The 24,171-nt window shown below is 39.1% G+C and carries 21 protein-coding genes and 1 tRNA gene; 19 read left to right on the top strand and 3 right to left on the bottom strand.

Going from position 1 to position 24,171, the window contains the following annotated elements:
• Positions 1-32: 32 nt before the first annotated feature.
• Positions 33-1,166, bottom strand: a complete 1,134-nt coding sequence (locus G6R09_RS01845; protein ID WP_163920228.1) for a hypothetical protein — start codon at positions 1,164-1,166, stop codon at positions 33-35.
• Between the two features lie 419 nt (positions 1,167-1,585).
• Between G6R09_RS01845 and G6R09_RS01840 the strand changes: the two genes are divergently transcribed.
• From G6R09_RS01840 to G6R09_RS01760, 17 genes are all read left to right on the top strand, one after another.
• A complete protein-coding gene (locus G6R09_RS01840) occupies positions 1,586-2,200 on the top strand; it encodes a 4Fe-4S dicluster domain-containing protein (protein WP_060997191.1) in 615 nt (204 codons plus the stop codon).
• Positions 2,197-4,128, top strand: a complete 1,932-nt coding sequence (locus tag G6R09_RS01835) for a proton-conducting transporter membrane subunit (protein WP_163920226.1) — start codon at positions 2,197-2,199, stop codon at positions 4,126-4,128. The genes G6R09_RS01840 and G6R09_RS01835 overlap by 4 nt, the downstream gene beginning before the upstream one ends.
• Positions 4,128-5,081, top strand: a complete 954-nt coding sequence (locus G6R09_RS01830; RefSeq protein WP_065167128.1) for a respiratory chain complex I subunit 1 family protein — start codon at positions 4,128-4,130, stop codon at positions 5,079-5,081. Before G6R09_RS01835 ends, G6R09_RS01830 begins: the two co-directional genes overlap by 1 nt.
• A 9-nt stretch (positions 5,082-5,090) precedes the next feature.
• The gene (locus G6R09_RS01825; RefSeq protein ID WP_087845335.1) at positions 5,091-6,845 is read left to right on the top strand and encodes an NADH-quinone oxidoreductase subunit C; all 1,755 of its coding nucleotides are present in this window, start codon (positions 5,091-5,093) and stop codon (positions 6,843-6,845) included.
• Positions 6,846-6,853: 8 nt separating this feature from the next.
• The gene (locus tag G6R09_RS01820) at positions 6,854-7,402 is read left to right on the top strand and encodes a formate hydrogenlyase complex iron-sulfur subunit (RefSeq protein WP_163920224.1); all 549 of its coding nucleotides are present in this window, start codon (positions 6,854-6,856) and stop codon (positions 7,400-7,402) included.
• The gene (locus tag G6R09_RS01815; protein ID WP_065167125.1) at positions 7,399-8,232 is read left to right on the top strand and encodes an NADH-quinone oxidoreductase subunit B family protein; all 834 of its coding nucleotides are present in this window, start codon (positions 7,399-7,401) and stop codon (positions 8,230-8,232) included. The genes G6R09_RS01820 and G6R09_RS01815 overlap by 4 nt, the downstream gene beginning before the upstream one ends.
• Complete coding sequence (locus G6R09_RS01810; RefSeq protein ID WP_163920222.1) at positions 8,229-8,678, top strand: formate hydrogenlyase maturation HycH family protein; 450 nt, start codon at positions 8,229-8,231, stop codon at positions 8,676-8,678. Before G6R09_RS01815 ends, G6R09_RS01810 begins: the two co-directional genes overlap by 4 nt.
• Positions 8,679-8,710: 32 nt before the next feature.
• Positions 8,711-9,205, top strand: a complete 495-nt coding sequence (gene hycI / locus G6R09_RS01805) for a hydrogenase maturation peptidase HycI (RefSeq protein ID WP_065167145.1) — start codon at positions 8,711-8,713, stop codon at positions 9,203-9,205.
• A gap of 267 nt (positions 9,206-9,472) precedes the next feature.
• Positions 9,473-10,021, top strand: coding sequence for a 4Fe-4S dicluster domain-containing protein (locus G6R09_RS01800; protein WP_065167123.1), 549 nt, complete (start codon positions 9,473-9,475; stop codon positions 10,019-10,021).
• 56 nt (positions 10,022-10,077) lie between these two features.
• A complete protein-coding gene (fdhF, locus tag G6R09_RS01795) occupies positions 10,078-12,222 on the top strand; it encodes a formate dehydrogenase subunit alpha (protein ID WP_082955668.1) in 2,145 nt (714 codons plus the stop codon).
• A 321-nt stretch (positions 12,223-12,543) separates the two neighbouring features.
• On the top strand, positions 12,544-14,613 hold the full coding sequence (locus tag G6R09_RS01790) for a sigma 54-interacting transcriptional regulator (protein WP_163920220.1): 2,070 nt from the start codon (positions 12,544-12,546) through the stop codon (positions 14,611-14,613).
• A 45-nt stretch (positions 14,614-14,658) separates the two neighbouring features.
• Positions 14,659-15,492 (top strand): formate dehydrogenase accessory sulfurtransferase FdhD, encoded by an 834-nt coding sequence (fdhD, locus tag G6R09_RS01785; protein WP_181314996.1) that lies wholly within the window; start codon positions 14,659-14,661, stop codon positions 15,490-15,492.
• A 112-nt stretch (positions 15,493-15,604) separates the two neighbouring features.
• Positions 15,605-16,192 carry a HupE/UreJ family protein gene (locus G6R09_RS01780; RefSeq protein WP_065167120.1) on the top strand — a complete coding sequence of 196 codons (588 nt, stop codon included), beginning with the start codon at positions 15,605-15,607 and terminating at the stop codon, positions 16,190-16,192.
• Positions 16,193-16,209: 17 nt separating this feature from the next.
• Positions 16,210-18,600 (top strand): carbamoyltransferase HypF, encoded by a 2,391-nt coding sequence (gene hypF / locus G6R09_RS01775; protein WP_065167119.1) that lies wholly within the window; start codon positions 16,210-16,212, stop codon positions 18,598-18,600.
• A gap of 2 nt (positions 18,601-18,602) precedes the next feature.
• On the top strand, positions 18,603-18,944 hold the full coding sequence (gene hypA, locus G6R09_RS01770) for a hydrogenase maturation nickel metallochaperone HypA (RefSeq protein WP_065167118.1): 342 nt from the start codon (positions 18,603-18,605) through the stop codon (positions 18,942-18,944).
• Between the two features lies 1 nt (position 18,945).
• Entirely contained in the window at positions 18,946-19,992 is a 1,047-nt protein-coding gene (gene hypB / locus G6R09_RS01765) for a hydrogenase nickel incorporation protein HypB (protein WP_163920218.1), read from the top strand.
• A 261-nt stretch (positions 19,993-20,253) separates the two neighbouring features.
• Entirely contained in the window at positions 20,254-20,559 is a 306-nt protein-coding gene (locus tag G6R09_RS01760; protein ID WP_065167116.1) for a hypothetical protein, read from the top strand.
• A gap of 64 nt (positions 20,560-20,623) precedes the next feature.
• Here G6R09_RS01760 and G6R09_RS01755 read toward each other — a convergent pair whose 3' ends face one another.
• Positions 20,624-21,277 (bottom strand): acyl-homoserine-lactone synthase, encoded by a 654-nt coding sequence (locus G6R09_RS01755; RefSeq protein ID WP_163920216.1) that lies wholly within the window; start codon positions 21,275-21,277, stop codon positions 20,624-20,626.
• Positions 21,278-21,768: 491 nt separating this feature from the next.
• Here G6R09_RS01755 and G6R09_RS01750 point away from each other — a divergent pair, with 491 nt between their 5' ends.
• Positions 21,769-22,257: a hypothetical protein gene (locus G6R09_RS01750; protein WP_065167114.1), complete on the top strand. Its 489-nt coding sequence runs from the start codon at positions 21,769-21,771 to the stop codon at positions 22,255-22,257.
• Between the two features lie 78 nt (positions 22,258-22,335).
• On the opposite strand, the gene G6R09_RS01745 is transcribed toward G6R09_RS01750, so the two are convergent.
• Positions 22,336-22,409 (bottom strand) — tRNA-Gly (locus G6R09_RS01745).
• Between the two features lie 394 nt (positions 22,410-22,803).
• Between G6R09_RS01745 and G6R09_RS01740 the strand changes: the two genes are divergently transcribed.
• Positions 22,804-24,153 (top strand): diguanylate cyclase, encoded by a 1,350-nt coding sequence (locus G6R09_RS01740; RefSeq protein ID WP_163920215.1) that lies wholly within the window; start codon positions 22,804-22,806, stop codon positions 24,151-24,153.
• Positions 24,154-24,171 lie beyond the last annotated feature (18 nt).

Below are 24,171 nucleotides of genomic sequence, written 5' to 3'. Positions count from 1 at the left end.
ATATATATCCACTCTGGCTTTGGTGTTGTAAATTAATATTTAATGTTTAGACTAAAGTCTGAGTTATAATAATTTTCATTTAATGTCGTAACAACACGAATTTTATTTTGATTCGATAGTTTATAACAACCAATGTTTGCATTCGGTATTAAACTGGCAGCGCCAACATTGATTGAACATTGCAACTGTAAATTTTTAACAGATCTATTTTTAGGTAAGAAAGTTTCAGGAATATTAACCTCATAAATACCTGTAGATTTTTTAACGGCAAATAGCTGGCTTATTTTTATATCAGGACCTTGAGTGATACTAGCTGAACCAATTGAGCCATTAGATTGAACGCGAACACTAAGATCATGTGATCTACGTACATACGTTAGTTCTTCTGGCTGAGGCGGTGGAGTTAACACATCTACAAATTCAATACCAGCGTTATAATCAATCCCTTTAACAAATATCGATACACTACCACCGGAGTAATCTTTAAACCCCATCCAACTGTATTTATTGGTGATGTCAGTACTATCTACAATCTCTGCTACATCGCTAGGCTTTGTATAACGCAACTCCACGTAAAGTTCTGAGAGATATTCATCTGACTCATCATCACCACCATTGTTTTGTAGAGATTCTTGAAGCGCAGTTATTTTTTGTTTTAGAATTGCGTAAGGTGTTTTTTCACACACTAAATTGCCATCAGCATTTAACGTTGAAAAAGATAGCACATTAGCAGGCTTAGTCTCAGAAGCGATAGTGTTCTTTTTTTGTACTGTAAGTTGGTTGTATTTATTGTGTTTTTTTGTTACAACTTCAGTCTTAAATGGTTCAAAATAACTAAGAACATCTGTAGATAAAGAGAAATAACCAGCACCAGAACAATCTGTACTTTTATAATAGGTATTTGTTGTCGAAATATAGGTATGTTCTGGGTAACCAGCATATTTCAAGTTGCCATCAGCATCCATTAGCCCACTCCAGCCATCTCTGAATAAAGAAGCACCATAACCTTCATAAATAGAATTATATTGATCATGAGTATAACCAATGAAGTTGCCATGAGCATCTTGGTAGTAATTACTTGGCGTAGATTCTGCCGCATAATTAAAAGGCGAGATTAATAAACCACAAATAAGCAAAGATAGTTTTTTGGAGTAGCTTTTTTTCATTTAAATTACATTTCCATTATTATTTAAAAGTATAATAATGCCTTTATTTTTAAATCGCTACCTTATTGAAATTGGTTATATTTATCATCTAAAACATATGTAAATGTTAGCTAATACTTCTATTTTTAAGCTATATTAATATGATTATCTTATATTATTAATTAATATAATTTATATTTCTAGCTTGTTTGACCGCTAAAATAAAAATAACAGTGAAATACTTTAGTGTCGAGATATGTCGATGTCGAGTGTCGACATGAACAGTGACGACATTTAATTAAGTACACCGTTGTAATGGAAGTAAATTAGCGTTGTGAAAATATTCTTAACATACTGAAATAATTGAAATTAACCCTCGTTATTCCTTGTTGGTATAGTTATTGCTTAAATAGTTTTTTTTGCGATTAACTAGGTAGACAATGAAAAGCTTTGTAATTGCAGATCCTGAGAAGTGTATTGGTTGTGGCACCTGCATGGCAGCATGTTCGACAGTACATAAACAACAAGGACTGCAAAGCCATCCCCGCCTAACCGTGGTTAAACTTGATGATGCCACTGCGCCTGTGATGTGTCGTCATTGTGAAGATGCACCTTGTGCCACAGTATGTCCAGTGCAAGCGATCACTAAGCAACAAGATCGTGTGATGCTTAATGAAACACTATGCGTCGGTTGTACGTTATGTGCTGTTGCTTGTCCTTTTGGTGCAATCGCTTTTGATGGTAGTCGACCTATTGCGATGGCAAATAGTTACGATACTTATATCCCTTCAACCATTCGTTCAAGTAACCCTTCAACTTCAATCCCTAGCACATTTGGTCAAGATATTCTTGCTTGGGAGCCTGGAGTAAAGAGCATTGCGGTTAAATGTGATTTGTGTGGTTTCCGTGAACAAGGACCAGCCTGTGCTGAAGTGTGTCCAACCCAAGCAATCGTGCTAATTGACGAGGCAAATATTGCTAAAGCACGCGATATTAAACGTGAATGTGCGGCGGATAGTTCAGCATCAGCCAAAGGTGGAGCAGTAACACGATGAGTCCATTAGTTTTAGTTTGTTTTGCTTTAATCAGTTATACCGTGGCTGCGATTTTATCGTATCAAGGGCGTAAGCATGAGCAAGAAAGTTTACGCCTTGCTGGTGTGATCAGTGCCTTTGGTGGCCTGTTTGGCATTATTGCAGGTATTAGCACCATCGTATCAGGTTACGATACTGCCGATGCTACTGCTGCAATGAGCCATTGGTTTAGCATGGATATGTTATCAGCATTGATGGTGGTAGTTATTTCTGTGGTCACCATGGCTGCGTCTGTTTATTCGATTAATTATCTTGAAGAATACTATGGCAAAGGCGGTTGGAAAGTTAATGTGCTTTTCAATATTTTTGCTGCAGCGATGACAGCTCTTGTGGTGTCAGCCAATGTAATGGTCTTTATTATTTTTATGGAGATCATTTCACTGGCTTCTTGGTTGATTGTTATTAGTGATGGTAGCGTTAAAAGTAAAAAAGCCGGCTTGCAATATTTTATTGCTGATCATGCCGCGAGCTTATTGGTTGTGGTCGCATTTATGATCGTAGCTTCCCATGCTGACAGTTATCAATTCAGCGCTATAATGCAAAATCCTGTCACAGGGGCAACAGCATCATTGGTGTTCTTATTGGCTTTAGTGGGTTTTGGTATTAAAGCGGCTGGTATTGGTTTACATGGCTGGTTACCGAAAGCGTATCCAATTGCTCCGTCATATTGTTCAACCTTAATCTCATGTGTGATGGTTAAGATTGGCATCTACGGTATTTTGAAATTTGCGATTTTATTCCTTGGCGCAACCCAATTGTGGTGGGGTTTTTTGGTATTAATCTTTGGCGCGGTATCTTCTGTGCTTGGCGTAATGTATGCATTAGCAGAACACGATATCAAACGTTTATTGGCATATCATACCATTGAAAATATTGGCATTATTTTAATTGGTGTCGGTGTGAGTATGATTGGTATTGCCTCACATCATCCAGTGTTAGCTCTGCTTGGTCTGTTGGGTGGTTTATACCACTTATTAAATCATGCGGTGTTCAAAGGACTGTTATGTCTTGGCTCTGGTTCAATTGTGTTCCGCATGCATACGAAAGAAATGGATGACATGGGTGGCTTGGCAAAAACAATGCCGAAAACAGCAGCTGCGTTTTTAATTGGTACATTGGCAATTTGTGCCTTACCACCATTAAATGGCTTTGTGTCTGAGTGGTTTATTTACCAGTCATTATTTAGCATGGGTAAAGTAGGTTCGGCTGCTAACATGCTATTTGGCCCATTTGGTATGGTAATGCTGGCCTTTACTGGTGCTTTAGCTTGTATGTGTTTTGTGAAGGTGTACGGTATTTGTTTCACCGGCGCACCCAAAACAGAGCGTGCAGCTAATACCCGTGAAGTGGGCCCTGCAATGATTACTGCAACGACATCATTGGCTATATTATGTGTGGTGTTAGGTGTTTGTGCACCGTGGATTGCACCGTATTTCTCCTCAATCGCTTCGTCAATGTTGAACATGGCACCAGTAACGGTTGCTCATGGTTTAACGGTTTACCCTGCAGTTGCTGATCAAGCGATCCTTTCAACGCCTGTAATTGCCATTGCGTTGGCACTGTTAACTTTAGTTCCAGCAGCGTTGCTTTACGCCTTCCGTCAACGTCGCCTTGAGCGTCGACATCAAGGTGATCCTTGGGCATGTGGTTATCAATATGAGAAAAAAATGACGGTATCAGCGGCGAGTATTACCCGTCCGATGCGTCATATGTTTGGCTTTATTTATAACAACCGTCAGCAATCATTTACTGAGCGCTTTGTATTGCCTTATCTAAGTCATGGTGGTGAAACGCCAACACTAGATAGCCGTAAAGTATATCGATTCTGCATTATTGCCGTAGTGGTTGTGGTGTTATTCGTTCCTCTCATTTCAGGAGTTAGTCTCTAATGTCCCCACTTGAAATGCCAACAGCGGGTTGGATCGTATTAGCGATTTTCCAAGCTATATTGATGCTGATGTTAGCGCCGCTTGCAACCGGTTTCTCTCGCGTTATTCGTGCCAAAATTCATTCGCGCCAAGGTCCGGGTGTATTACAAGACTACCGTGATATTGCCAAATTATTACGTCGCCAATCGGTTGCTCCAGCAAACTCTGGTTTTATTTTCTGGATCATGCCATGGGTGTTAGTGGTAACAATGCTATTAATTGGAATGGCACTACCAACGGTTACTCAAGTGTCACCATTTCCTATTTCAGGTGACATTATTACCGATATTTATCTGTTAGCGATTTTTCGATTCTTTTTTTCGTTATCAGGTATTGATTCAAACAGTATGTTTGCAGGTATGGGCAGTAGTCGAGAATTAACACTTGGTATTTTAGTTGAGCCAATATTAATCCTAGCAATTATTGTGGTTGCACTGAGCGTTGGTACGACTGACTTAGGTTATATCAGTCATGCGTTAGCCAATAATTCTTGGCAGCATCCATTAACGATTATTCTTGCTGGTATTGTGTGTGCGTTTGCGCTGTTTATTGAAATGGGCAAATTACCGTTCGATAGTGCAGAAGCAGAACAAGAGCTACAAGAAGGCCCAGTGACAGAATATTCTGGTTCTGCATTGGCGATGGTGAAATTGGGTTTAGGTTTAAAACAGCTTGTTGTTGCGCAGCTATTTCTGGCTATTTTCATCCCTTGGGGTAAAGCAAGTAGTTTGAGTTTTGGCGGTTTATTTTCCGCAACTATTATTCTGTTGATTAAATTGTTTGTGGTGTTCTTAGTTGCTGGCCTGGTTGAAAACACCATGGCACGTGTACGTTTTACTCAGGTTCATCGCGTAATTTTCCCTGCGTTTTTAGTGGCTGTTTTAGCGCTGATATTTTTAATTTTTGGTTGGTAAGTAATAGATATGACAAACAATACATCTCAACAATTTCACTCGCAGCCACAAGCGGGTCGTATTGGTAAAAACTATGTCGATGGTGTGAATCATTTCTTTCCATCCGCGATTATTGATGAAGAGTGGCAGACAGAAAATCAGGTTACTATCACAGTAAAAATGACCTCATTGGTCGAAGTGATGAAATGGCTTTATTACGATCAAGGTGGCTGGTTAACGGTTACTTTTGGTAATGATGAACGTAGCCTTAATGGGCATTTTGCGGTTTATCATGCGCTTTCTATGGAAGGTGAAGTAAAAAGTTGGGTAACCGTAAAAGTATTGGTTGATGCGACAAGCCAAGAGTTTATTTCTATCACACCGACTATTCCTGCTGCGGTATGGGGCGAGCGTGAGATCCGTGATATGTACGGTCTACATCCCGTAGGTTTGCCCGATGAGCGTCGTTTAGTATTACCGGATGATTGGCCTGAAAACCTTCATCCGTTACGTAAAGATGCGATGGATTACCGTCAGCGACCACAACCGACCACAGAAACTGAAACCTATCAGTTTGATAATCAACTGGGTGATGATAGCAACCGTATTGTACCTGTCGGTCCATTGCATATTACCTCTGATGAACCGGGTCACTTCCGTTTGTTCGTTGATGGTGAAGACATTGTTGATGCCGATTACCGCATGTTCTATGTTCACCGTGGCATGGAAAAATTAGCTGAAACACGTATGGGTTACCATGAAGTGGCACAGCTAACAGATCGTGTATGTGGTATTTGTGGTTTTACTCATAGTGTTGGTTACAGCAATACTATCGAAAATGCGCTATCAGTGGATGTGCCATTTCGCGCCAAGATGATCCGTACCGTATTGCTTGAAGTTGAACGCTTACATAGCCATATGCTTAACATCGGTCTATCAAGTCACTTTGTTGGTTTTGACTCTGGTTTTATGCAATTTTTCCGCGTTCGTGAAAAAACCATGGAACTTGCTGAATTGCTTACTGGTGCACGTAAAACGTATGGCATGAACTTAATTGGTGGCGTGCGCCGCGATTTTCTAAAACAGCAGCGCGTACAAGGTATTGCGATGGTGAAAGAAGTTCGTCAGAAATTCTCAGAGCTGGTGGATGTATTGCTTGCTACGCCTAACATTGGCAGTCGTACAGAAAACGTGGGTGTGTTATCAAAGCAGATTGCACGTGATTACAGTCCTGTTGGTCCAATGATTCGTGCTAGTGGTTTTAATCGTGATGTACGTACTGTGCATGGTCAATCGTTAGAGTCATACGGTAGCGTGCCGATTGATATTCAAGTAATGGAAAATGGTGATGTATTCTCACGAGTGATGGTACGTATTCGTGAAGTGTTTGAATCATTAAATGTGATTGAATACGGTTTGGATCACCTACCACCGGGTGCAATTCTCACTGAAGGTTTCGATTACAAGCCGAATAAATTTGCGTTGGGCTTTACTGAAGCACCACGTGGTGAAAATGTTCACTGGAGTATGACTGGTGATAATCAGAAACTGTTCCGCTGGCGTTGTCGTGCAGCAACATACGCCAACTGGCCAACACTACGTTATATGCTACGTGGTAATACAGTAGCAGATGCACCATTAATTATCGGTAGTTTAGATCCATGTTACTCATGTACTGACCGCGTAACGATTGTTGATACTAAAAAGCAGCGTAGTAAAACTATTCCTTATAAAGCGATTGAGCAGTACAGCATTGACCGCAAGAACTCGCCATTTAAGCTTTAGGAGGATATGTGTTTAAGTTATTAAAAACAGTACTTAAAACAGGTAATGTTACCACTAAGTATCCTTTTGCTCCGATGGAAGTTAATGAGGATTTTCGTGGTAAACCTGAACTCGATGCCGATCAGTGTTTATCTTGCGGAGCTTGTACTCGTGCTTGTCCTGCTAATGCATTGATCATGGAAACCGACACTAAGTTAGGCACTCGTCGCTGGGAGCTTTCAACCGCGCGCTGTATTTTTTGTGGCCGTTGTGAAGAAGTATGCCCAACTCATGCGATTAAACTGACTCAGAATTTTGAACTAGCTGTGACCAGCAAAGCGGATCTTTATGATGAAGCGGTTTTCACCTTGGCCAATTGTCGTCAATGTGAGCATCCTTTTGTTGCACGTAAACTGCTTGAGTATGTAATTGATACCTTAGCGCAAAGCGGCGTTAGCGGTGAACAATTACAAGAACGTCGTAAACAGCTTGAAACTTGTCCTGAATGTCGTCGCAGCAACAACATGCTAGACAGCGAAAATGTCAGTCACCTACGTTACCTTGAGGAGCAAAAGTGAAAGGTATTAAACAATTAGTTGGCACTGCTCATACTCAAACCGTACCGGTTGAATTGCCACCCAATAGCCAAAAGCTAAAAGATGCGCTAATCAAGGAAATTCGTCGTTCAGCTTATGTCTATCGTGTTGACTGCGGTGGTTGTAACGCATGTGAAATTGAGATTTTTGCCGCAACGACGCCTATTTTTGATACCGAACGTTTTGGTATCAAAATTGTTGCTTCGCCTCGTCATGCCGACATTTTACTGTATACAGGTTCGGTAACACGTGCGATGCGTGCTCCAGCATTACGGGCTTATGAAGCAGCACCTGATCCTAAGATTGTGATTTCATACGGCGCATGTGGTTGTGATGGTGGTATTTTCCATGACCTTTATTGTGTTTGGGGTGGTACAGATAAAATTGTTCCGGTTGATGTTTATATTCCGGGATGTCCGCCAACACCTGCAGCAACCATTTTTGGATTTGCAGTGGCATTAGGGCTACTTGATCAAAAATTGAAAGCCAAGGTGCACCAACCTGAAGTGCAAAAGGCGAGTTTAAAACATACCGAAATTCCATTGGATATTAAGGTGATGATTGAACGCCAAGCGCGCTTACTTGCCGGTTATGTACAAGGACAACGTATTGCAGATGATGTATTAAATGTGTTAGCAACCTGTAGTGCTGATAACGTTGATCAAAAAATAAGTGACTATCTTGCGACCAAAGATGATCCACGTTTAACAGAAATTGTTAATATTTTACTGTCAAAAACCATGGCAGCATTAACGGGCTCAGAAGCTTGTTCTGGTCAAGGTTCGCCATCATGTGGAGGCTGTCAGCAATGAGTGATGTTTTAGCGGAATTAACACAATCTCGACATTTTCAAGGCCGTATCTATTTTTATACTTTAGGGCGTAAGTTTGTTGATGAAAGTTATGATGTGCCTGAAGAAGCTAAACAAATCATGTATTACAGTTTGGCAATTGGCCATCACTTAGGCGTCGTTGATTGTTTAAAAGCTGTGATTGAATGCGAAGGTGATGAATACCTGACATGGATAAGCGCGTTGCCACAAGACGGTGAAGCGTTCAATAAAATGAAGGGCTATTTTGTGTTTGGCGAAATTACTATTTATCCAGAACATCTTAATATGCTGGCGTTAGCCTTTGATCGAATAGATACCTCGACCCAAAATGCGCGCTCACAGCAATTAACCCGCGATTTTATTGCAGCGTTGGGTGATATTCATCGTGAGCCAACTATGTATATGATGATTCGAGGAATACGCTAACTATGTTGCAGGAAGTGAATCTGTCAACCGTGATGGGCGAAAGTGTCTCTAATGATGATGTTGATCTGTCCGTTAGCAATATCGTGCTTACCGTGGGTAATAGCATGATGGGTGATGATGGCGCAGGCCCATTATTGGCGAAAATGATCAAAGACAATCCGATTGAGAATTGGAGCGTGCTTGAAGGCGGTTCAATGCCTGAAGATTGCTTGCATCTTATTCGACAATCACAACCGCAACGTGTGATTGTGGTCGATGCGGCTGATATTGGTGAACAAGCTGGAGAAGTTAGGATCATAGATCCAGAAACCATCGTTGATATGTATGTGGTTTCTACTCACAGTTTGCCATTAAATTTCTTAATTGATGATCTAAAAACCTTTGTACCTGAGGTGATTTTTGTCGGCATTCAGCCCGCGATTGTGGCATTTTCATTTCCGTTAACAGAGATGGTGCAAACCGCCGTTGAAACTATTTATCAACGTTTACCTGAGTGGCAAGGGTCGGGTGGTTTTGAGCATTGTTAATGCCGGTTGACACTGTCGATAAATAGGTGTCGAAAGGTGTCGATAGTCACTGACGAATAATGTCGAATCAAGTGGCGAGATTAATGCGGTTATCGACATTACTAAAAAAGGAAGTACAGCATTGCATGTACCTCCTTTTTTTTTGATTTTATTTCAGCAGGTTAAAAATAAATTCTTCAAATATTTATTTTTGGTATGATTAATGCTTAAAAGGTATCGCAGCATAAGACTATGTTGCGATGTATCGATATCAACAAGGTATAGACCATGAACCGGTTTGTTTTTGCAGATCCAAATCTGTGTATTGGGTGTCGAACTTGTGAAATTGCATGTGTTGTCTCACATCAAGCGGACGGAAAATTGACAGGTGTTGCACCAAAGGATTTTTCTCCACGTTTAACCTTGGTGAAAAATGCGCATGTAACAACACCCGTAATGTGCCGTCAATGTGATGATGCACCCTGCGCGCAGGTTTGTCCTAATAACGCTATCGTTTTAGAAGATGGCTATGTAAAAGTGATTCAGTCACGTTGTATCGGGTGTAAAACCTGTGTCATTGCTTGCCCTTATGGTGCAATGAATGTCGTGACGAAGATGGTTGAAGAATCAAAAAGTGCATCGTTATTTAAGCGCATGGTGCCTAAGTCTCAAGCATTGAAATGTGACTTGTGTTCTCATCGTGAAGCAGGTCCTGCGTGTGTAGAAGTTTGTCCTACTAGCGCTATTCAGATTATTGAACCTGAAACATTGCAACAAACAAGCAAACAAAAACGTGAAGCAGCTGCGCTCAATGCTGCTATAGCGATTGTTCGCTAGGGCGTTAAGCCTTCGTTTAAATACACATTAATAACAATTATAGCCAAAAGGTTAGTATGAAAAAATCAATTGTTGTTTGTCCCTACTGTGGTACTGGGTGCAAACTAAAGTTGGTTGTCGAAAATAACAAAGTGGTGGCAGCAGAGCCAGCAATGGGTCGTACCAATGAAGGCCAACTTTGTTTGAAAGGCTACTATGGTTGGGATTTTCTCAACGATACCAACTTATTAACACCACGCCTAAAGCAACCAATGATTCGCCGTACTCGTGAATCAGCATTAGAAGCCGTGTCTTGGGATGAAGCGATTCAATTTGCCGGCGATAAGCTAATGGCAATTAAAAAGCAATATGGTCCAGATGCGATAATGACAACAGGTTCAGCCCGCGGTCCGGGTAACGAAGCTAACTATGTGATGCAAAAACTCGCAAGGGCGGTGATCGGAACCAACAATGTTGACCACTGTGCTAGGGTGTGACACGCACCATCAGTCTCCGGTCTGGAGACAACAGTAGGTAATGGCGCAATGAGTAACGCTATTCCCGAAATTCAACTTACTAAATGCTTACTCATATTCGGTTACAATGCGGCTGATTCTCACCCTGTTGTAGCAAGACATATTCTTAAAGCCCGTGCAAATGGCGCTAAGATTATTGTATGTGACCCACGTAAGATCGAATCTGCGCGTGTTGCTGATCAATGGCTAGCGTTAAAGAACGGTTCGAACATGGCACTCGTTAATGCGTTAGCGAATGTGATTATCGAAGAAAACTTATACGACAAATCTTTTGTTGAAAATAATACTGAAGGTTTTGCTGAGTTCCGTGAAATTGCTTCACGTTATACTCCAGAGTCTGTAGAAGAAATCACAGGTCTTAGCGCTGCGGATATTCGCATGGCGGCTCGTACATACGCGGCTGCACCTGAAGCGATGATTTTATGGGGCATGGGTGTTACTCAGTATGGTCAAGCGGTTGATGTGGTTCGTGGTTTAGCAGGCTTAGCACTGTTAACCGGTAACTTTGGTCGTCCAGGTGTTGGTTGTGGTCCGGTTCGTGGTCAAAACAACGTTCAAGGTACCTGTGATATGGGTATGTTGCCGCATCAGTTCCCTGGTTATCAGAATGTCGATGTTGATGCTAATCGCGAAAAGTTTGAAAAAGCATGGGGTGTAGAGCTTTCAGGTAAGCCGGGTTACCGCTTAACTGAGGTTGGCCACAAAGCTGATGAAGGTATTTGTAAAGCGTTTTACATCTTTGGTGAAGATCCAGCGCAAACTGAAGCCGATCTAGCTGCAATGCGTGCAACCATGCGCAAGATGGATCTGGTTATCGTTCAAGATATCTTTATGACTCAAACTGCGGAATTTGCGGATGTTATCTTCCCTGCAACCAGCTGGGGCGAACATGAAGGTGTATACAGTAGTGCCGATCGTGGTTTCCAACGCTTCTATAAAGCAGTGATTCCAACCGGTAATGTGAAGCCTGACTGGGAAATCTTTAGCTTGTTAGCAACGTACATGGGTTACCCTATGTCGTATAACAATACTCAAGAAATCTGGGATGAGTTGCGTGCGTTATGTCCTGATTATGCAGGTGTGACGTATGAAAAAATGGCTGATCTAAAATCTGTACAATGGCCTTGTCCGACTGAAGATCATCCTGGTACATCGTACCTATTTGAAGGTAATAAGTTCACAACGCCATCAGGTAAAGGTAGCTTCATCGGTGCAGATTGGCGTCCGCCATTAGAGCAGCCAGATGCTGAGTATCCGTTAGTGTTATCAACGGTACGCGAGGTAGGTCACTACTCTTGTCGTTCCATGACAGGTAACTGTGCTGCGTTGCAAACATTGGCTGATGAGCCGGGTTATGTGCAAATGCACCCAGATGACGCCAAAGCATTGGGGATCGATGATCAACAATTAGTTTGGGTATCTTCTCGTCGTGGTAAAGTTATCTCACGCGCTAACTATAATGATCGTGTTAACAAAGGTGTGGTTTACATGACATACCAGTGGTGGATTGGTGCATGTAACGAATTAACCATTGAACATGTTGATCCTATTTCAAGTACGCCTGAATTTAAATATTGTGCTGTTAAAGTAGAAAATATTGATGATCAGTCGTGGGCTGAAAATTATGTACAAACAGAGTACAGTAATTTGAAAGCACGCTTGAAAAACCATGTAGCTAATGCGTAATTATATTATTTAAATAAGACCTATTACGTTTTATTTATAATGTATAGCTCATAAATGAAAATAAGGTTTCCAAGATAAAATGTTGATTATTTTTTATCTTGGTGCCTTATTTGTTATTTTCATGAAATTAACCGCGCTGATTTAATTTTTAGCTCAATAACTTGATAGTATTGTTACTTTTATTTTAGTGGTGATATTGTTAGTAATTATTGATTGATATGGATCAATACTTAGTTATTAAAATACTTGAGAATTGTATAACAAATACTTGAGTTATTATTCACAATTTAAGTCATATTATCAGCAAGAGTTAATGTCAAGATGGAAAATTTTGAAAGCGATTTAATGATCTTTTCTAAGGCATTATTGTCTATTAATGATATTTCTGGTGTAATAAATTTTCTAAATAATGAAAGTTTGTTATTCATCAATGCCGATCGTGTTAATATTATTTTAAAAGATGATATAAATGCTCAATCAATATTATACTACCAAGATGCGAATAAAAACTTTCAACGCTATGATTATTCAGAAGATAATCTAAGTCTTCATCATGTTGTATCGTGTGAGTATAGCCATTATATTAATGGCGAAGAACTGTATCGAACATTTCCTCAATTATCTATCCATCCGGCATACACTAATATTCAAACTTATTGTAAAATACCGCTGCTAATAGCAAATCAGCAGTTAGGCGCAATTGAATATATTAATCTCCGTTTACCGAGTTATGATGATGTAGAAAAACAATTTAAGCTGTTCAATAATATGGTTGCTGCAATGATCGAACATATTCTTGAGCATCAAATTGCTTCATCGTTAACGCAACAATTAAGTAATGAGCATAAGGATTATCAATTTTTAGTTGATATTACGAATGCTGTTATTAATCAAAGTTCAAAAAAAGAACTGATTAGTTCGCTATTACACTTTTTATATCAACGTTTTGGAATGAATGAATTATCAATTATTCAATCTCAAGATGGCCATTATAATCAATATTCTGGTGGTGATATCGAAGGTGAAATTGATTATCAATGCCATTTTTTCACCGATGACAGTATGATCAAAAATGCGGTTGAAAATAATAAAGCGGTTATTTTAACTGCGGCTGATATTTATACTTTAAGAGGGGATGATAATAGTCCTTACTTTTCCACATTGGCTAAAAGTGCTTGTGTCATACCGATGATATTTCGCGGTGTAACCATTGGTTATATCTGTTATGTCAAAGCGGTAGAAAGCCAATTTGAGTCAGGTGAAATTGAATTATTTAAACAAATATCAGCACGAGTCGCATTAGCGATGCACAGCATTAAAGTGCATCAATCTGCGATTCCACATCGTTCTCAAACCAAGTTTATTAGTATTGAAGATAGCTATGATGAGCACGCTATTTTTGATGACATTATTAGTCAAAGTGAAGTGATGAATAAGGTGCTAGAGCAGGTTGCTTTAGTTGCCAGTTGCGATAGTACGGTATTGATTTTAGGTGAATCAGGCACAGGTAAAGAGTTGATTGCACGCGCCATTCATAAAATGAGTCACCGCAGTAAAACCGATATGGTTAAGATGAACTGTGCTGCAATTCCAAGTGGGCTGTTTGAAAGTGAATTGTTTGGCCATGAACGTGGCGCATTTACAGGAGCGGTTACTCAACGTGTTGGTCGGTTTGAGCAAGCACATAAAGGTACATTATTTCTTGATGAAATTGGTGATATGCCATTGGAGTTACAGCCTAAATTATTACGTGCGTTGCAAGAAAATGAAATTGAGCGAGTAGGTAAAAACCAGCTTATCAGTGTCGATGTACGCATTGTGGTGGCGACTAATGTCAACCTGCTGCAAATGGTACAGCAGAAGCAATTCCGTAATGATTTATATTACCGTTTGAATGTTTTCCCGATTGAAATACCGCCGTTGCGTGAGCGAGCAGAAGATATTCCGTTATTAGTAAAACATTTTACCCGCGAACTTGCGAAAAAAATGGGTAAAAACATTACCTCAATTGCCGCTGAAGATATGCATATTATGCAGCAATTCTCATGGCCGGGTAATGTACGTGAATTGCGTAACGTGATTGAGCGTTCAGTTATTTTAACTCGAGGCCATGTACTTAATGTACCTATACAAGAATTGGTTTCGTCGCCATCCATATTGGCTAGTAAATCTGTTGAAGTCGTGGAACAAGATTCAGTATTACCCGCGACAGTTAAATCGCCGTCACCGGTGATAGATAAACAAATGATAGTGGATGCATTAATTCGTTGTGGTGGTGTTATTGCAGGCCCCAATGGTGCTGCTAATCAATTAGGGTTAAAGCGAACAACTTTGTTATCGCGGATGCAAAAAATGGGTTTGAATAGCCAAGATTTTCGCTTAATTAACTGAATATTATAAATAAAAAATATCATCATAGATGAGTAAAGGAAAAAGATGTTGAACACCTTCGAAGCATTACCGGAATCGATGTTTTGTAATGCGAGTGAACGTCCTATTGTACGTTACCGTAAAGGCAAGACTGATTGTAATGAGCTTGATTACATCATTGAAGAAACGCCGGTTGCTATAGCTTTTAATGGTGTTGCTTACACAGTAATGATGTGTACACCCAATGACTTAGAACAGTTTGCGATTGGTTTTTCATTATCAGAAGGGATCATTGATCATCATCGTGATATTCATGATATCGATATGATGCCAACCTGTGACGGTATCAATATTAATGTCACCATTGCTAACCGCTGTGTAGCACGTTTACAACAAAAGCGTCGTTCACTTGCAGGGCTGACAGGTTGTGGTATTTGTGGCGAAGAAAAATTAGAAACGGTATGTCGAGCGCTTAATCCAGTTCCATCATCAGTGGAGTTTGATTTAGGTTTTCTTGATCCTGTTTTGCAACAATTATTGCGTAAACAGCAATTAAATCAGTTAACAGGATCTGCTCATGCGGCGGTATATATCAACCAACAAGGACAAGTAGAAGCCATTTTTGAAGATGTTGGTCGTCACATTGCTTTGGATAAATTAGTGGGCTGTATTCATCAACGTCAGTTAACGGGCGGGGCAGTATTAGTAACTAGTCGTGCCAGTTTTGAGATGGTTCAAAAAGCGGCAGCCGCAGGGGTTGAGGTGCTGCTAGCAATTTCTTCAGCCACCAAAATGGCGGTCGATTTGGCTGAAAAACTTAATCTGACGTTATTGGGCCATTGTCGCAATGGTCGCGCAGACGCTTATGCGCATCCTGAACGTATTACAGGGATGATTTAACAAGGCTTAAGTATTGAATTTAATGTTAATAAGTGGGTCTCCTTCTTACTTATTAGCAATAAATCGCCCGTTAAGTCGGGGTTTGATTCTATTACATTAAGGATAAATATAAATGAAAATTAAACATGTTGTTGCTGGTGCGCTTACTCTTTTTTCACCCTTCGTTTTAGCACACCCAGGCCACATTGGACCGCATACAACAACGGGTTTTATGACCGGTTTTGTTCACCCATTTACAGGCCTTGATCACTTATCAGTAATGATTGGTGTGGGGTTATTAGCGGCATTAATGGGCGGTAAAGCGGTATCACGTTTACCAATGGCATTCATTGGTATTATGGTTGTTGGGGGCGCATTAGGTGTTGCAGGCATGGTATTACCTGGCATCGAAATGGGCATTGCTTTATCAGTGATTGGTATGGGCGCAATGTTGTTAGCTGGCGGTCGTCTGTCTGAAAAATTGGCAACGGGCTTAGTGATGGCGTTTGCGTTATTTCATGGCATGGCACACGGTATGGAAATGCCGCTTGATGCACAAGCGATGGAATACTTTACCGGTTTCGTGTTAGCAACTGCAATCTTACATGTATCAGGCATTGCACTAGGTAAATTAGTCATGACTTCTGCCATCAACCAACGAGTAATGCGTGTGGTTGGCATTGTTATGGCAGCCTTTGGTGGCGTATTAATGCTGTCGTAATTTAGCTGGATAATACAGTGAAAGACAACTTTGCACGAAAATATATTCATATTACCGGCATTGTACAAGGGGTCGGTTTCCGCCCCTTTGTCTACCAACTGGCGCTACAGTATGCGCTCGTTGGGTGGGTAATTAATGATTCAGAAGGGGTGAAAATAGAGGCGCAAGGTGAGATTGAAAACCTTGAACGTTTTATTATTGCACTTGAGCAACAAGCGCCACCTTTAAGCCGTATTGATGATATAGCTGTGCTATCACTCTCGTTGTGGCAAGATTATGAAAAAACAGAACTATTTAGTATTGAGAAGAGTCAGCACTGTGATAGTACTACGGTGTGTGTTTCTCCTGATCAAGGGCTTTGTCATGCCTGTAAACAAGACATAGCAAATCCTGCCTCACGTTATTATCGCTATCCTTTTACTAACTGTACCCATTGTGGGCCTCGTTACAGTATTACTCGTGCGTTACCCTATGATCGGGTTACAACTAGTATGGCAAGTTTTGCATTGTGCCATGATTGCCAACAAGCATATGAAAACCCACTGGATCGTCGTTACCATGCTCAACCAATAAGCTGTAGCGTCTGCGGGCCGTGGACGCGGTTTATTGATTACCGTAACAATGCGATAGCTGATACTGAATTAACCCAACAAGTGGCGATTAATCAGCTAGCACAACGCCTTCAAGCCGGTGCTGTCGTTGCGATTAAAGGACTGGGTGGTTTTCATCTTGTTTGTGATGGCACCAATTCTGATGCAGTTGCACAATTACGCCAGATTAAGCATCGCCAACAAAAACCATTAGCGGTGATGGTCGCTGATATTGAGACCGCACAACAGTTAGTTACTGGCGATGCAATTGAATGGCAGGCATTGGACTCTCAAGCACGCCCTATTGTGTTAATGCATAAGTCTCAAACGATTAATTGTGACGTATCAACAGTTAGCCTTGCTGACAATGTTGCTCCTAATGTGCCTTATTTAGGGGTCATGCTGCCTTATACACCACTGCATTATTTATTGTTTACGGCATTAGCTGAAATTAATGCAACCGCTGTGCTAGTTATGACTAGTGCTAATGTTTCTGGTATGCCAATTGCGACTGAAATCGAGCAGATAGAACAGCAATTCTTTGGCTTGATTGATAGCGTACTTGATCATAATCGTCCTATTGTTCATGCCTGTGACGACAGTGTCGTGCATTTCGCGGGTGAAAAAATACGCACTCTACGTATGGCACGTGGTTATGCCCCTTATAGTCACTTTGGTCATAAAGCTGAGACGATAACTCTAGCGCTTGGTGCGCAGCAGAAATCGACGATTGCACTGGCGTTACCTCAGCAGTGGGTATTGTCGCCTTATATTGGTGATCTTAGTAACCTTGATACTGAACAGCGCTATCAACAAACAGTGGCTGATTTGCAGCAATTATATCAAGTCACCGCGGCACAAATTGTGTGTGATAAACACCCAAGCTATTATTCCACAGCATACGCAGAACAGTTGATTTCTGCTGCTGAAATACCAGTAAATCGACTTCAAGTTCAACATCACCATGCGCATATTTTAGCGGTAATGGCAGAATTTAACCTTACTCAACCTGTTCTTGGTTTTACTTTTGACGGTACGGGTTGGGGGGATGATGACACAGTGTGGGGTGGGGAAGTATTACTTGCATCGTGCCAAGACTACCAACGTATTGGTCATTTACGACCTTTTCGTCTTATTGGTGGTGAACAAGCAATCAAACAACCAGCACGGCTATTATTTGCGATGCTACTTGAGTGCTATGTACTTGATGATATTAAAGCGATGCAATTAAGTGCCTTTTCAACATGGACTGAGGCACATTTTAATAACCTTTATCAACTATGGCAAAGTGGCAGTCGTTCTCCTTACACGTCTTCAATCGGTCGACTGATTGATGCTTGGGCTTGCTTATTAGGGTTAGTTGATAAGGTTAATTACGAAGGTCAATGTGGGCTACTGCTGGAACAAGCGGCGAAACAGAATATCTATCATATTCCGTTATCATTTCAGATCACTGCAACTGGTGTTATTGATTGGCAGCCATTGCTTGCTCATATATTGCCTTTGGTGAGTGATATTACTGATGAGCAACGTCAAACATGGATCAATAGCTTGGCACACAGTATGTTGATGGCGATAGCAAAAATGATAGCGACGATAGCAAAACAATATCCTAGTCATGCGGTAGTTCTTGGTGGAGGAGTGTTTCAAAATCGGGTGTTGGTCGATCATATTTATCGCCAATTTTCAGAACACTCACAGCCACTTTATTGTGGTGAACAATTACCGTCCAATGATGGTGCCATTGCTGCTGGACAATTGTGGTATGCGCTACATCACCTATCTATCAAGTCAATAAGCGAGTCACAGGAAGCGTAGCAATGCATGAATTATCACTGAGTATAAACACGGTTGATACCGTGGTTGAACAGGCTAAAAAACAAGGCTTTAAGCGCGTGACAAGTGTGACATTAGCCATTGGTACACTGTCATGTATTGAGCCTCAAGCATTAGCTACGGGGTTTGAATTTGCCAGTCGTGGCACTATCGCCGCAGACGCTCAACTGAAGATTGAATCTGTTGCGGCGCGAGTATGGTGCTTAGACTGTCAGCAACATGTAGCAATTCCAGAGCGGGGCGTTAGTTGTCCACGTTGTCAAGGCTATCAATTAAAAGTTGAAGCTGGCGATGAATTAATGATTAAACATATCGAGGTTGAGTAATATGTGTAACGTATGCGGCTGCGGAGATAGTCGAATTGAAGGTCACTCTCACGAACATTCTCATGATCACAGCCATGATGATCACCATCCACATCAGCATCATGATCACCACCATGGCGTCAAGGATGTGCCACAGTCAGTAGTTATTCACCATCATTATCATCATCAGGGTGATGTTCATCATCATGTTCATTATACGGTGCCTGCTAGTGCTATGCCTCAGCAAGCAACGCATGAACATCATCATGAGCATGAAACCCATCATCAACATTCACACCATCATGCCCATGATAGCAATAGTCACCATACACACCATCAACCAGAGCGTTTAAATACCGGTGATCTTCATTATGGTAAGGGTGAAGCTGAAGTCCATGTTGCTGGTGTTTCACAGCGGCAACTACTCACACTAGAAATGGATATATTGAGCAATAATAATCAACTTGCAGCCCATAACCGTGAGCATTTTATTGAAAATCAGCAATTGGTGCTAAATTTAGTATCAAGCCCAGGTTCAGGCAAAACCACATTACTAACCGAAACCTTGATGCGATTAAAGGATCACTGTGCTTGTGCTGTAATCGAAGGTGATCAACAAACCACTAATGATGCTGATCGGATTCGTGCAACGACAGTGCCTGCCATTCAAGTCAATACCGGTAAAGGGTGTCATCTTGATGCTCAAATGATCCACGATGCTTATCATCAATTGGCAATTAATGAACCTGGATTTTTGTTTATTGAAAATGTGGGTAATTTAGTCTGTCCAGCTAGCTTTGATCTTGGCGAAGCCTCTAAAGTGGCTATTTTATCGGTGACGGAAGGCGAGGATAAACCGCTTAAATACCCAAATATGTTTGCTGCGGCAGATTTAATGATCATAAATAAAATCGATCTGTTGCCCTATGTTGATGTCAATATAGAAGATTGCATTGCCAATGCACGTAAAGTAAACCCTGAAATTCAAGTGATTAAGCTGTCAGCTAAAACAGGTGAAGGTATGGATGCATGGTTTAACTGGTTAAATGAAAAACGCCAGCAATTGTAATTAATGGCTGTGTTTTAGTAAGAATTAATATGCTGTATATATCGATTTTATATATACAGCTTTTTAATGTTTTATTTAATATTAATATTGAAGGGTAATAAGTGATAGCGCTCAAAAAAACGTTTAAATAGCCAAATTAGTACTATCATTTTTTTTATTTATCTATAAAATCCCGCGCACATTGCTAACAGAGCTTAAGCGCGTACTTGTGTTATGTCTCTCATTAGCGACAATTTTGATGATTAATAACGTAAGTAGCCAATGAAAACACACTCCTTTGTTGCAGCAGCAGTACTACTATTATCTGGCTGTGATATCACTACTGAAACACGTCAACCGCCAACGGTTAAAGATATTGAAATGTGCCAACAGCGTATTGCGGTGAAAACCAATTATTCAGTAACAGCAATGTCTGATAATCATTTAGATAATAAATCTAAGGATAATCGTGGTTGGGTATATGTTAATTATCAAAAAGATAATAATCGGGGATACTTAAAATTTCGATGTAATTCAAGTTATGTCGAAGTCTGGGCGGCTGGTGCTGCAATGTGGACTGGTTTATAAGTGATTTTTAGATGCTCATACTAATATTAGTATGAGCATTTTTATTATGAGTATTCGTTGCTATTTAAAACTGTGATGTTGCAATCAGGGTTGGAAATAGATCGGTATTTTTATAATGATAATGAATCACATATTCGCCATGAATTGGCAGCGCCATAAAATAGAGTAATTCATAGAAATTCTTTTTCTTAACAATACAAGCAATGGTTTTTAATGCCACCGCATTACCAAGCGTCATTGGTAGCTCGCTGTATGGCGTTATAAATAAACGGGTATCATTTTCCACTTGAGCGATAACTTCAGTTATATTTTCTTTATTATCAACCCGTTGTAGAGCGTTGTTTTTTATCAGAGGCTGTCTAATAACACGTTGAATAACACGGTAATATTCATATTCAGCCCAGCAACATAAGATATTACCAAATAAAGCAATAGCTTGTTTCTCTATTTCAATATAATAGGGAGCAAGACTACCCAAGGGCACTGTACCATTAATAGATTGCGCATAATCATTGCTAATGCACTGATAGAGATTATCTGTTTGATATGGCATTAGATGATTAATTGTCTCTATTCGAGCATTGACTAATGTAGAAAAGAAGTCGGTATCGTTATGCAAATGGATATGCTCATCAATAAATTGGAGAAAATTTTGTTGTATTGTCGATTGATGAGTACATTTAGAAACAACTGAACTCGTGATTACATTAGTGTACATCGCATAATAGACTCGATAAAAAATGACAAATGGATTGTAATTAATTCATTAACCAAATAATGCATAGTGATGAATATACTGTGATAGTTATCAAATAAAACCAGCAACTATTTTTGTATTTGGGCATTATGTTCCATTTTGGTATTTTTAATTTCAATTCAATGTTTTTGTGGTATTTGTTGCCGTTTTTTTTACTCTTTTCATTATTGGATTTTATAAAACATTGCAGGTTTAGCTCATTGAGTATCGCCTTTTAAAATTAAAATCGGCACTAATATTTATGATATCTGTCGCAAAAAATATGCAGTGTTAAATATTACTTAATTTTTATTTGTGATCAGCCCTGATTGGTTTTTATTTAAAATTTTTATTAGTCAATTTGTCGTTATTATATTGCGAAGTTTTTTAGAAAGTAATGCCATAAGATTTAATATTTGGTCAAAACAATGTCATGCGGGTATTGTTTATTTTATTGATGTTAAAGGAATAATATGAGTAAATTTTTTTGGCTTGCTTGGATTTGTACCACATTGCTGCCTATTCATGCTAAAGCGGGTGAGTGGAACTCATCAGGCATTGATGGCCACTATGTTTTATCATCGTTGATTGATGAGCAACAGGGACAAAAAAAAGTGTTCTTTTCACTGTATAAAGCCAAATATAATAATAATGGCTTTGAACGTTTTTTAAGCCAATGTAATAAAAATGGTTTTGATAAAACGGTATCAATGACCATTAATGGTCAAAAAGTACAGATGGATAAGATTTGTCGTAGAACAGAAGACAGTAAAAACTATTGGGTATATACACCGACCACCAATGAGGGATTAGCATTTCTGATTACACAGTTTAAATACACTGAAACGGTTACTATCCATAATGTGTTTGTTAATATCTATAACCAAAAATCAGATTTGAACTTTAGGATTTCAGCCAAGGGTTTTGCACAATCTTGGAATCAATCAGATCAAATACTTTAATAGTGTAAGCGTAATTTGATTATATTTAAAAGGCGGTATCAAGAGATTGATATCGTTTTTTAGTTTTGGTAAATAGAATGGAGCGGATAACGGGAATCGAACCCGTGTCATTAGCTTGGGAAGCTAAGGTAATACCATTATACGATATCCGCTAACTGTATTAACAATAAATATTTGTATGGATGTAGTCAAGGTAATCGATTGTTTATTTTAGGATTAATACGAAAAATGAATAAATTGCGCTATTTTAAATAGTTGTTGTTCAAAATGTCAGCAATAGTTAATCATCAATGATGATTAAGAAAAACAGTTAACTGATGTTTATTTTTATAGTATGAATAATTAATACTTATGGCATTGTTCAGAAGGCGACTTTACACCTTACTGTTATCATGGATTTATGTAACAAAATGCGTATATCGAATTATATTTATATTCATGAAGGTTTATATGACTTAAAATACAGGTATATAAATGTCACTACTACATGAGTAAATACCATGCAGTGATGTCATATTACTTTTAATGCAGCTTGAAGTATTAATAATGAAGTTAAGAATAGCCCCATCGAGTTTAGCGATAGTCATTGCCTTATTATTAACCTTGGTCGCGATTGAATTGTTTTTTTTAAACGAAAAAAAACAAATAGAACTAAAAAATAACCAACAAAATTTAGCGTTAGAGCAATGTGTATCAAAAATTATTAATAATGAAATTAATGATATGGTTGTAAGCTTAAAAACGTTTAATTCTTTATTTAAATTAAATGAATATAATCCAGAGATGTTTGAATCATTAGCAAAAGAAATAATAACTACAAATAATGCCATTTCAGAATTACAATTTGCTCCACAGGGGATAATTAAAATGACGTATCCTCATTCAGACGTTAACTCTCCAATTGGGCATGATTTAAACCGTTTAAAGAAAAGAAAGCAGGGTGTTTCGTTAGCAATAAAAAGTAGAAAGTATACGTTAATTGGCCCTGTTAAATTAATTCAAAACAATAAGTTAGCATTTATATTAAGATTACCTATTTTTGATGATAATTTAAATTTCTCTGGTTTTGTTATTGCGATTAGTGATATCAATAAGTTTGCTAATAAATTGAATTTTAAGGGTTTATTTTACAAGATTGAAGGGTTTAATCCTGATGGTGAAATACTAACAATCTTTGATAACCGTCTTAATAAATCAGACGAGCTTGTTAATATTTTCAATGTTGATGTGCCTAATGGCCAGTGGGTTTTTTCAAGAACAAGAGTTGACGATAATAAGTTTAATTTGAATATTATTCGTGGTTTACTGTACTTCATAGTTGGTGCTTTTTTGTTTTATATATATAAGCGTGAACATATATTAAAATTAAAAAACAGACTAATTATTGATAGCAATCATATATTAAAGCAAGTTTCTTTTACTGATGAACTTACGAAGGTTGCTAATCGTAGGTATATGAATGAAAAAATGGAGCTTATATTTGCATCAGATATTAGTTTGACGCATAGCCTTGCTTTTTTAGATATCGATCATTTCAAAAAAGTGAATGATAGTTATGGCCATGATGCTGGTGACGAGGTTCTAAAAATATTTGCTGATATCTGTATTAATAACATACGCTCTACTGATGTGTTTGCTCGTTGGGGGGGAGAGGAGTTTATATTATTTATGGATAACACCAATAAAGATCAGGCTGAAGAAATCTGCTTACGTATTTTAACTGCTATTGAGCAATATCCGTTCTTATTTGGAGAGCACACTATTCGTATTACGACCTCAATTGGGTTAACAGAATTTTCGCCACCTAATGATCAAATAGAAGCGGTACTAAAGCATATCGATAAAGCACTGTATTGCTCTAAAAATAATGGCCGTAACTGTATTACTATTCTATAAACAACAACAGTATTAACT

The sequence above is a fragment of the Photobacterium sp. Alg240-V54 genome (assembly GCF_900537155.1).
Taxonomy (GTDB): Bacteria; Pseudomonadota; Gammaproteobacteria; order Enterobacterales; family Vibrionaceae; genus Photobacterium.
The sequence above is the reverse complement of the archived record's forward strand: the minus strand, read 5'-3'. Positions and strand labels throughout refer to the sequence as shown.

What these genes read in the sequence shown, in the direction of transcription:
- hypB (WP_163920218.1), top strand. Translation starts at nt 18,946, where the DNA reads ATGTGTAACGTATGCGGCTGCGGAGATAGTCGAATTGAAGGTCACTCT.
- G6R09_RS01810 (WP_163920222.1), top strand. Translation starts at nt 8,229, where the DNA reads ATGAGTGATGTTTTAGCGGAATTAACACAATCTCGACATTTTCAAGGC.
- G6R09_RS01840 (WP_060997191.1), top strand. Translation starts at nt 1,586, where the DNA reads ATGAAAAGCTTTGTAATTGCAGATCCTGAGAAGTGTATTGGTTGTGGC.
- G6R09_RS01790 (WP_163920220.1), top strand. Translation starts at nt 12,544, where the DNA reads ATGGAAAATTTTGAAAGCGATTTAATGATCTTTTCTAAGGCATTATTG.
- G6R09_RS01750 (WP_065167114.1), top strand. Translation starts at nt 21,769, where the DNA reads ATGAGTAAATTTTTTTGGCTTGCTTGGATTTGTACCACATTGCTGCCT.
- G6R09_RS01800 (WP_065167123.1), top strand. Translation starts at nt 9,473, where the DNA reads ATGAACCGGTTTGTTTTTGCAGATCCAAATCTGTGTATTGGGTGTCGA.
- fdhD (WP_181314996.1), top strand. Translation starts at nt 14,659, where the DNA reads ATGTTGAACACCTTCGAAGCATTACCGGAATCGATGTTTTGTAATGCG.
- G6R09_RS01740 (WP_163920215.1), top strand. Translation starts at nt 22,804, where the DNA reads ATGAAGTTAAGAATAGCCCCATCGAGTTTAGCGATAGTCATTGCCTTA.
- G6R09_RS01760 (WP_065167116.1), top strand. Translation starts at nt 20,254, where the DNA reads ATGAAAACACACTCCTTTGTTGCAGCAGCAGTACTACTATTATCTGGC.
- G6R09_RS01780 (WP_065167120.1), top strand. Translation starts at nt 15,605, where the DNA reads ATGAAAATTAAACATGTTGTTGCTGGTGCGCTTACTCTTTTTTCACCC.
- G6R09_RS01825 (WP_087845335.1), top strand. Translation starts at nt 5,091, where the DNA reads ATGACAAACAATACATCTCAACAATTTCACTCGCAGCCACAAGCGGGT.
- hycI (WP_065167145.1), top strand. Translation starts at nt 8,711, where the DNA reads ATGGGCGAAAGTGTCTCTAATGATGATGTTGATCTGTCCGTTAGCAAT.
- G6R09_RS01830 (WP_065167128.1), top strand. Translation starts at nt 4,128, where the DNA reads ATGTCCCCACTTGAAATGCCAACAGCGGGTTGGATCGTATTAGCGATT.
- G6R09_RS01835 (WP_163920226.1), top strand. Translation starts at nt 2,197, where the DNA reads ATGAGTCCATTAGTTTTAGTTTGTTTTGCTTTAATCAGTTATACCGTG.
- G6R09_RS01755 (WP_163920216.1), bottom strand. Translation starts at nt 21,277, where the DNA reads ATGTACACTAATGTAATCACGAGTTCAGTTGTTTCTAAATGTACTCAT.
- G6R09_RS01845 (WP_163920228.1), bottom strand. Translation starts at nt 1,166, where the DNA reads ATGAAAAAAAGCTACTCCAAAAAACTATCTTTGCTTATTTGTGGTTTA.
- hypA (WP_065167118.1), top strand. Translation starts at nt 18,603, where the DNA reads ATGCATGAATTATCACTGAGTATAAACACGGTTGATACCGTGGTTGAA.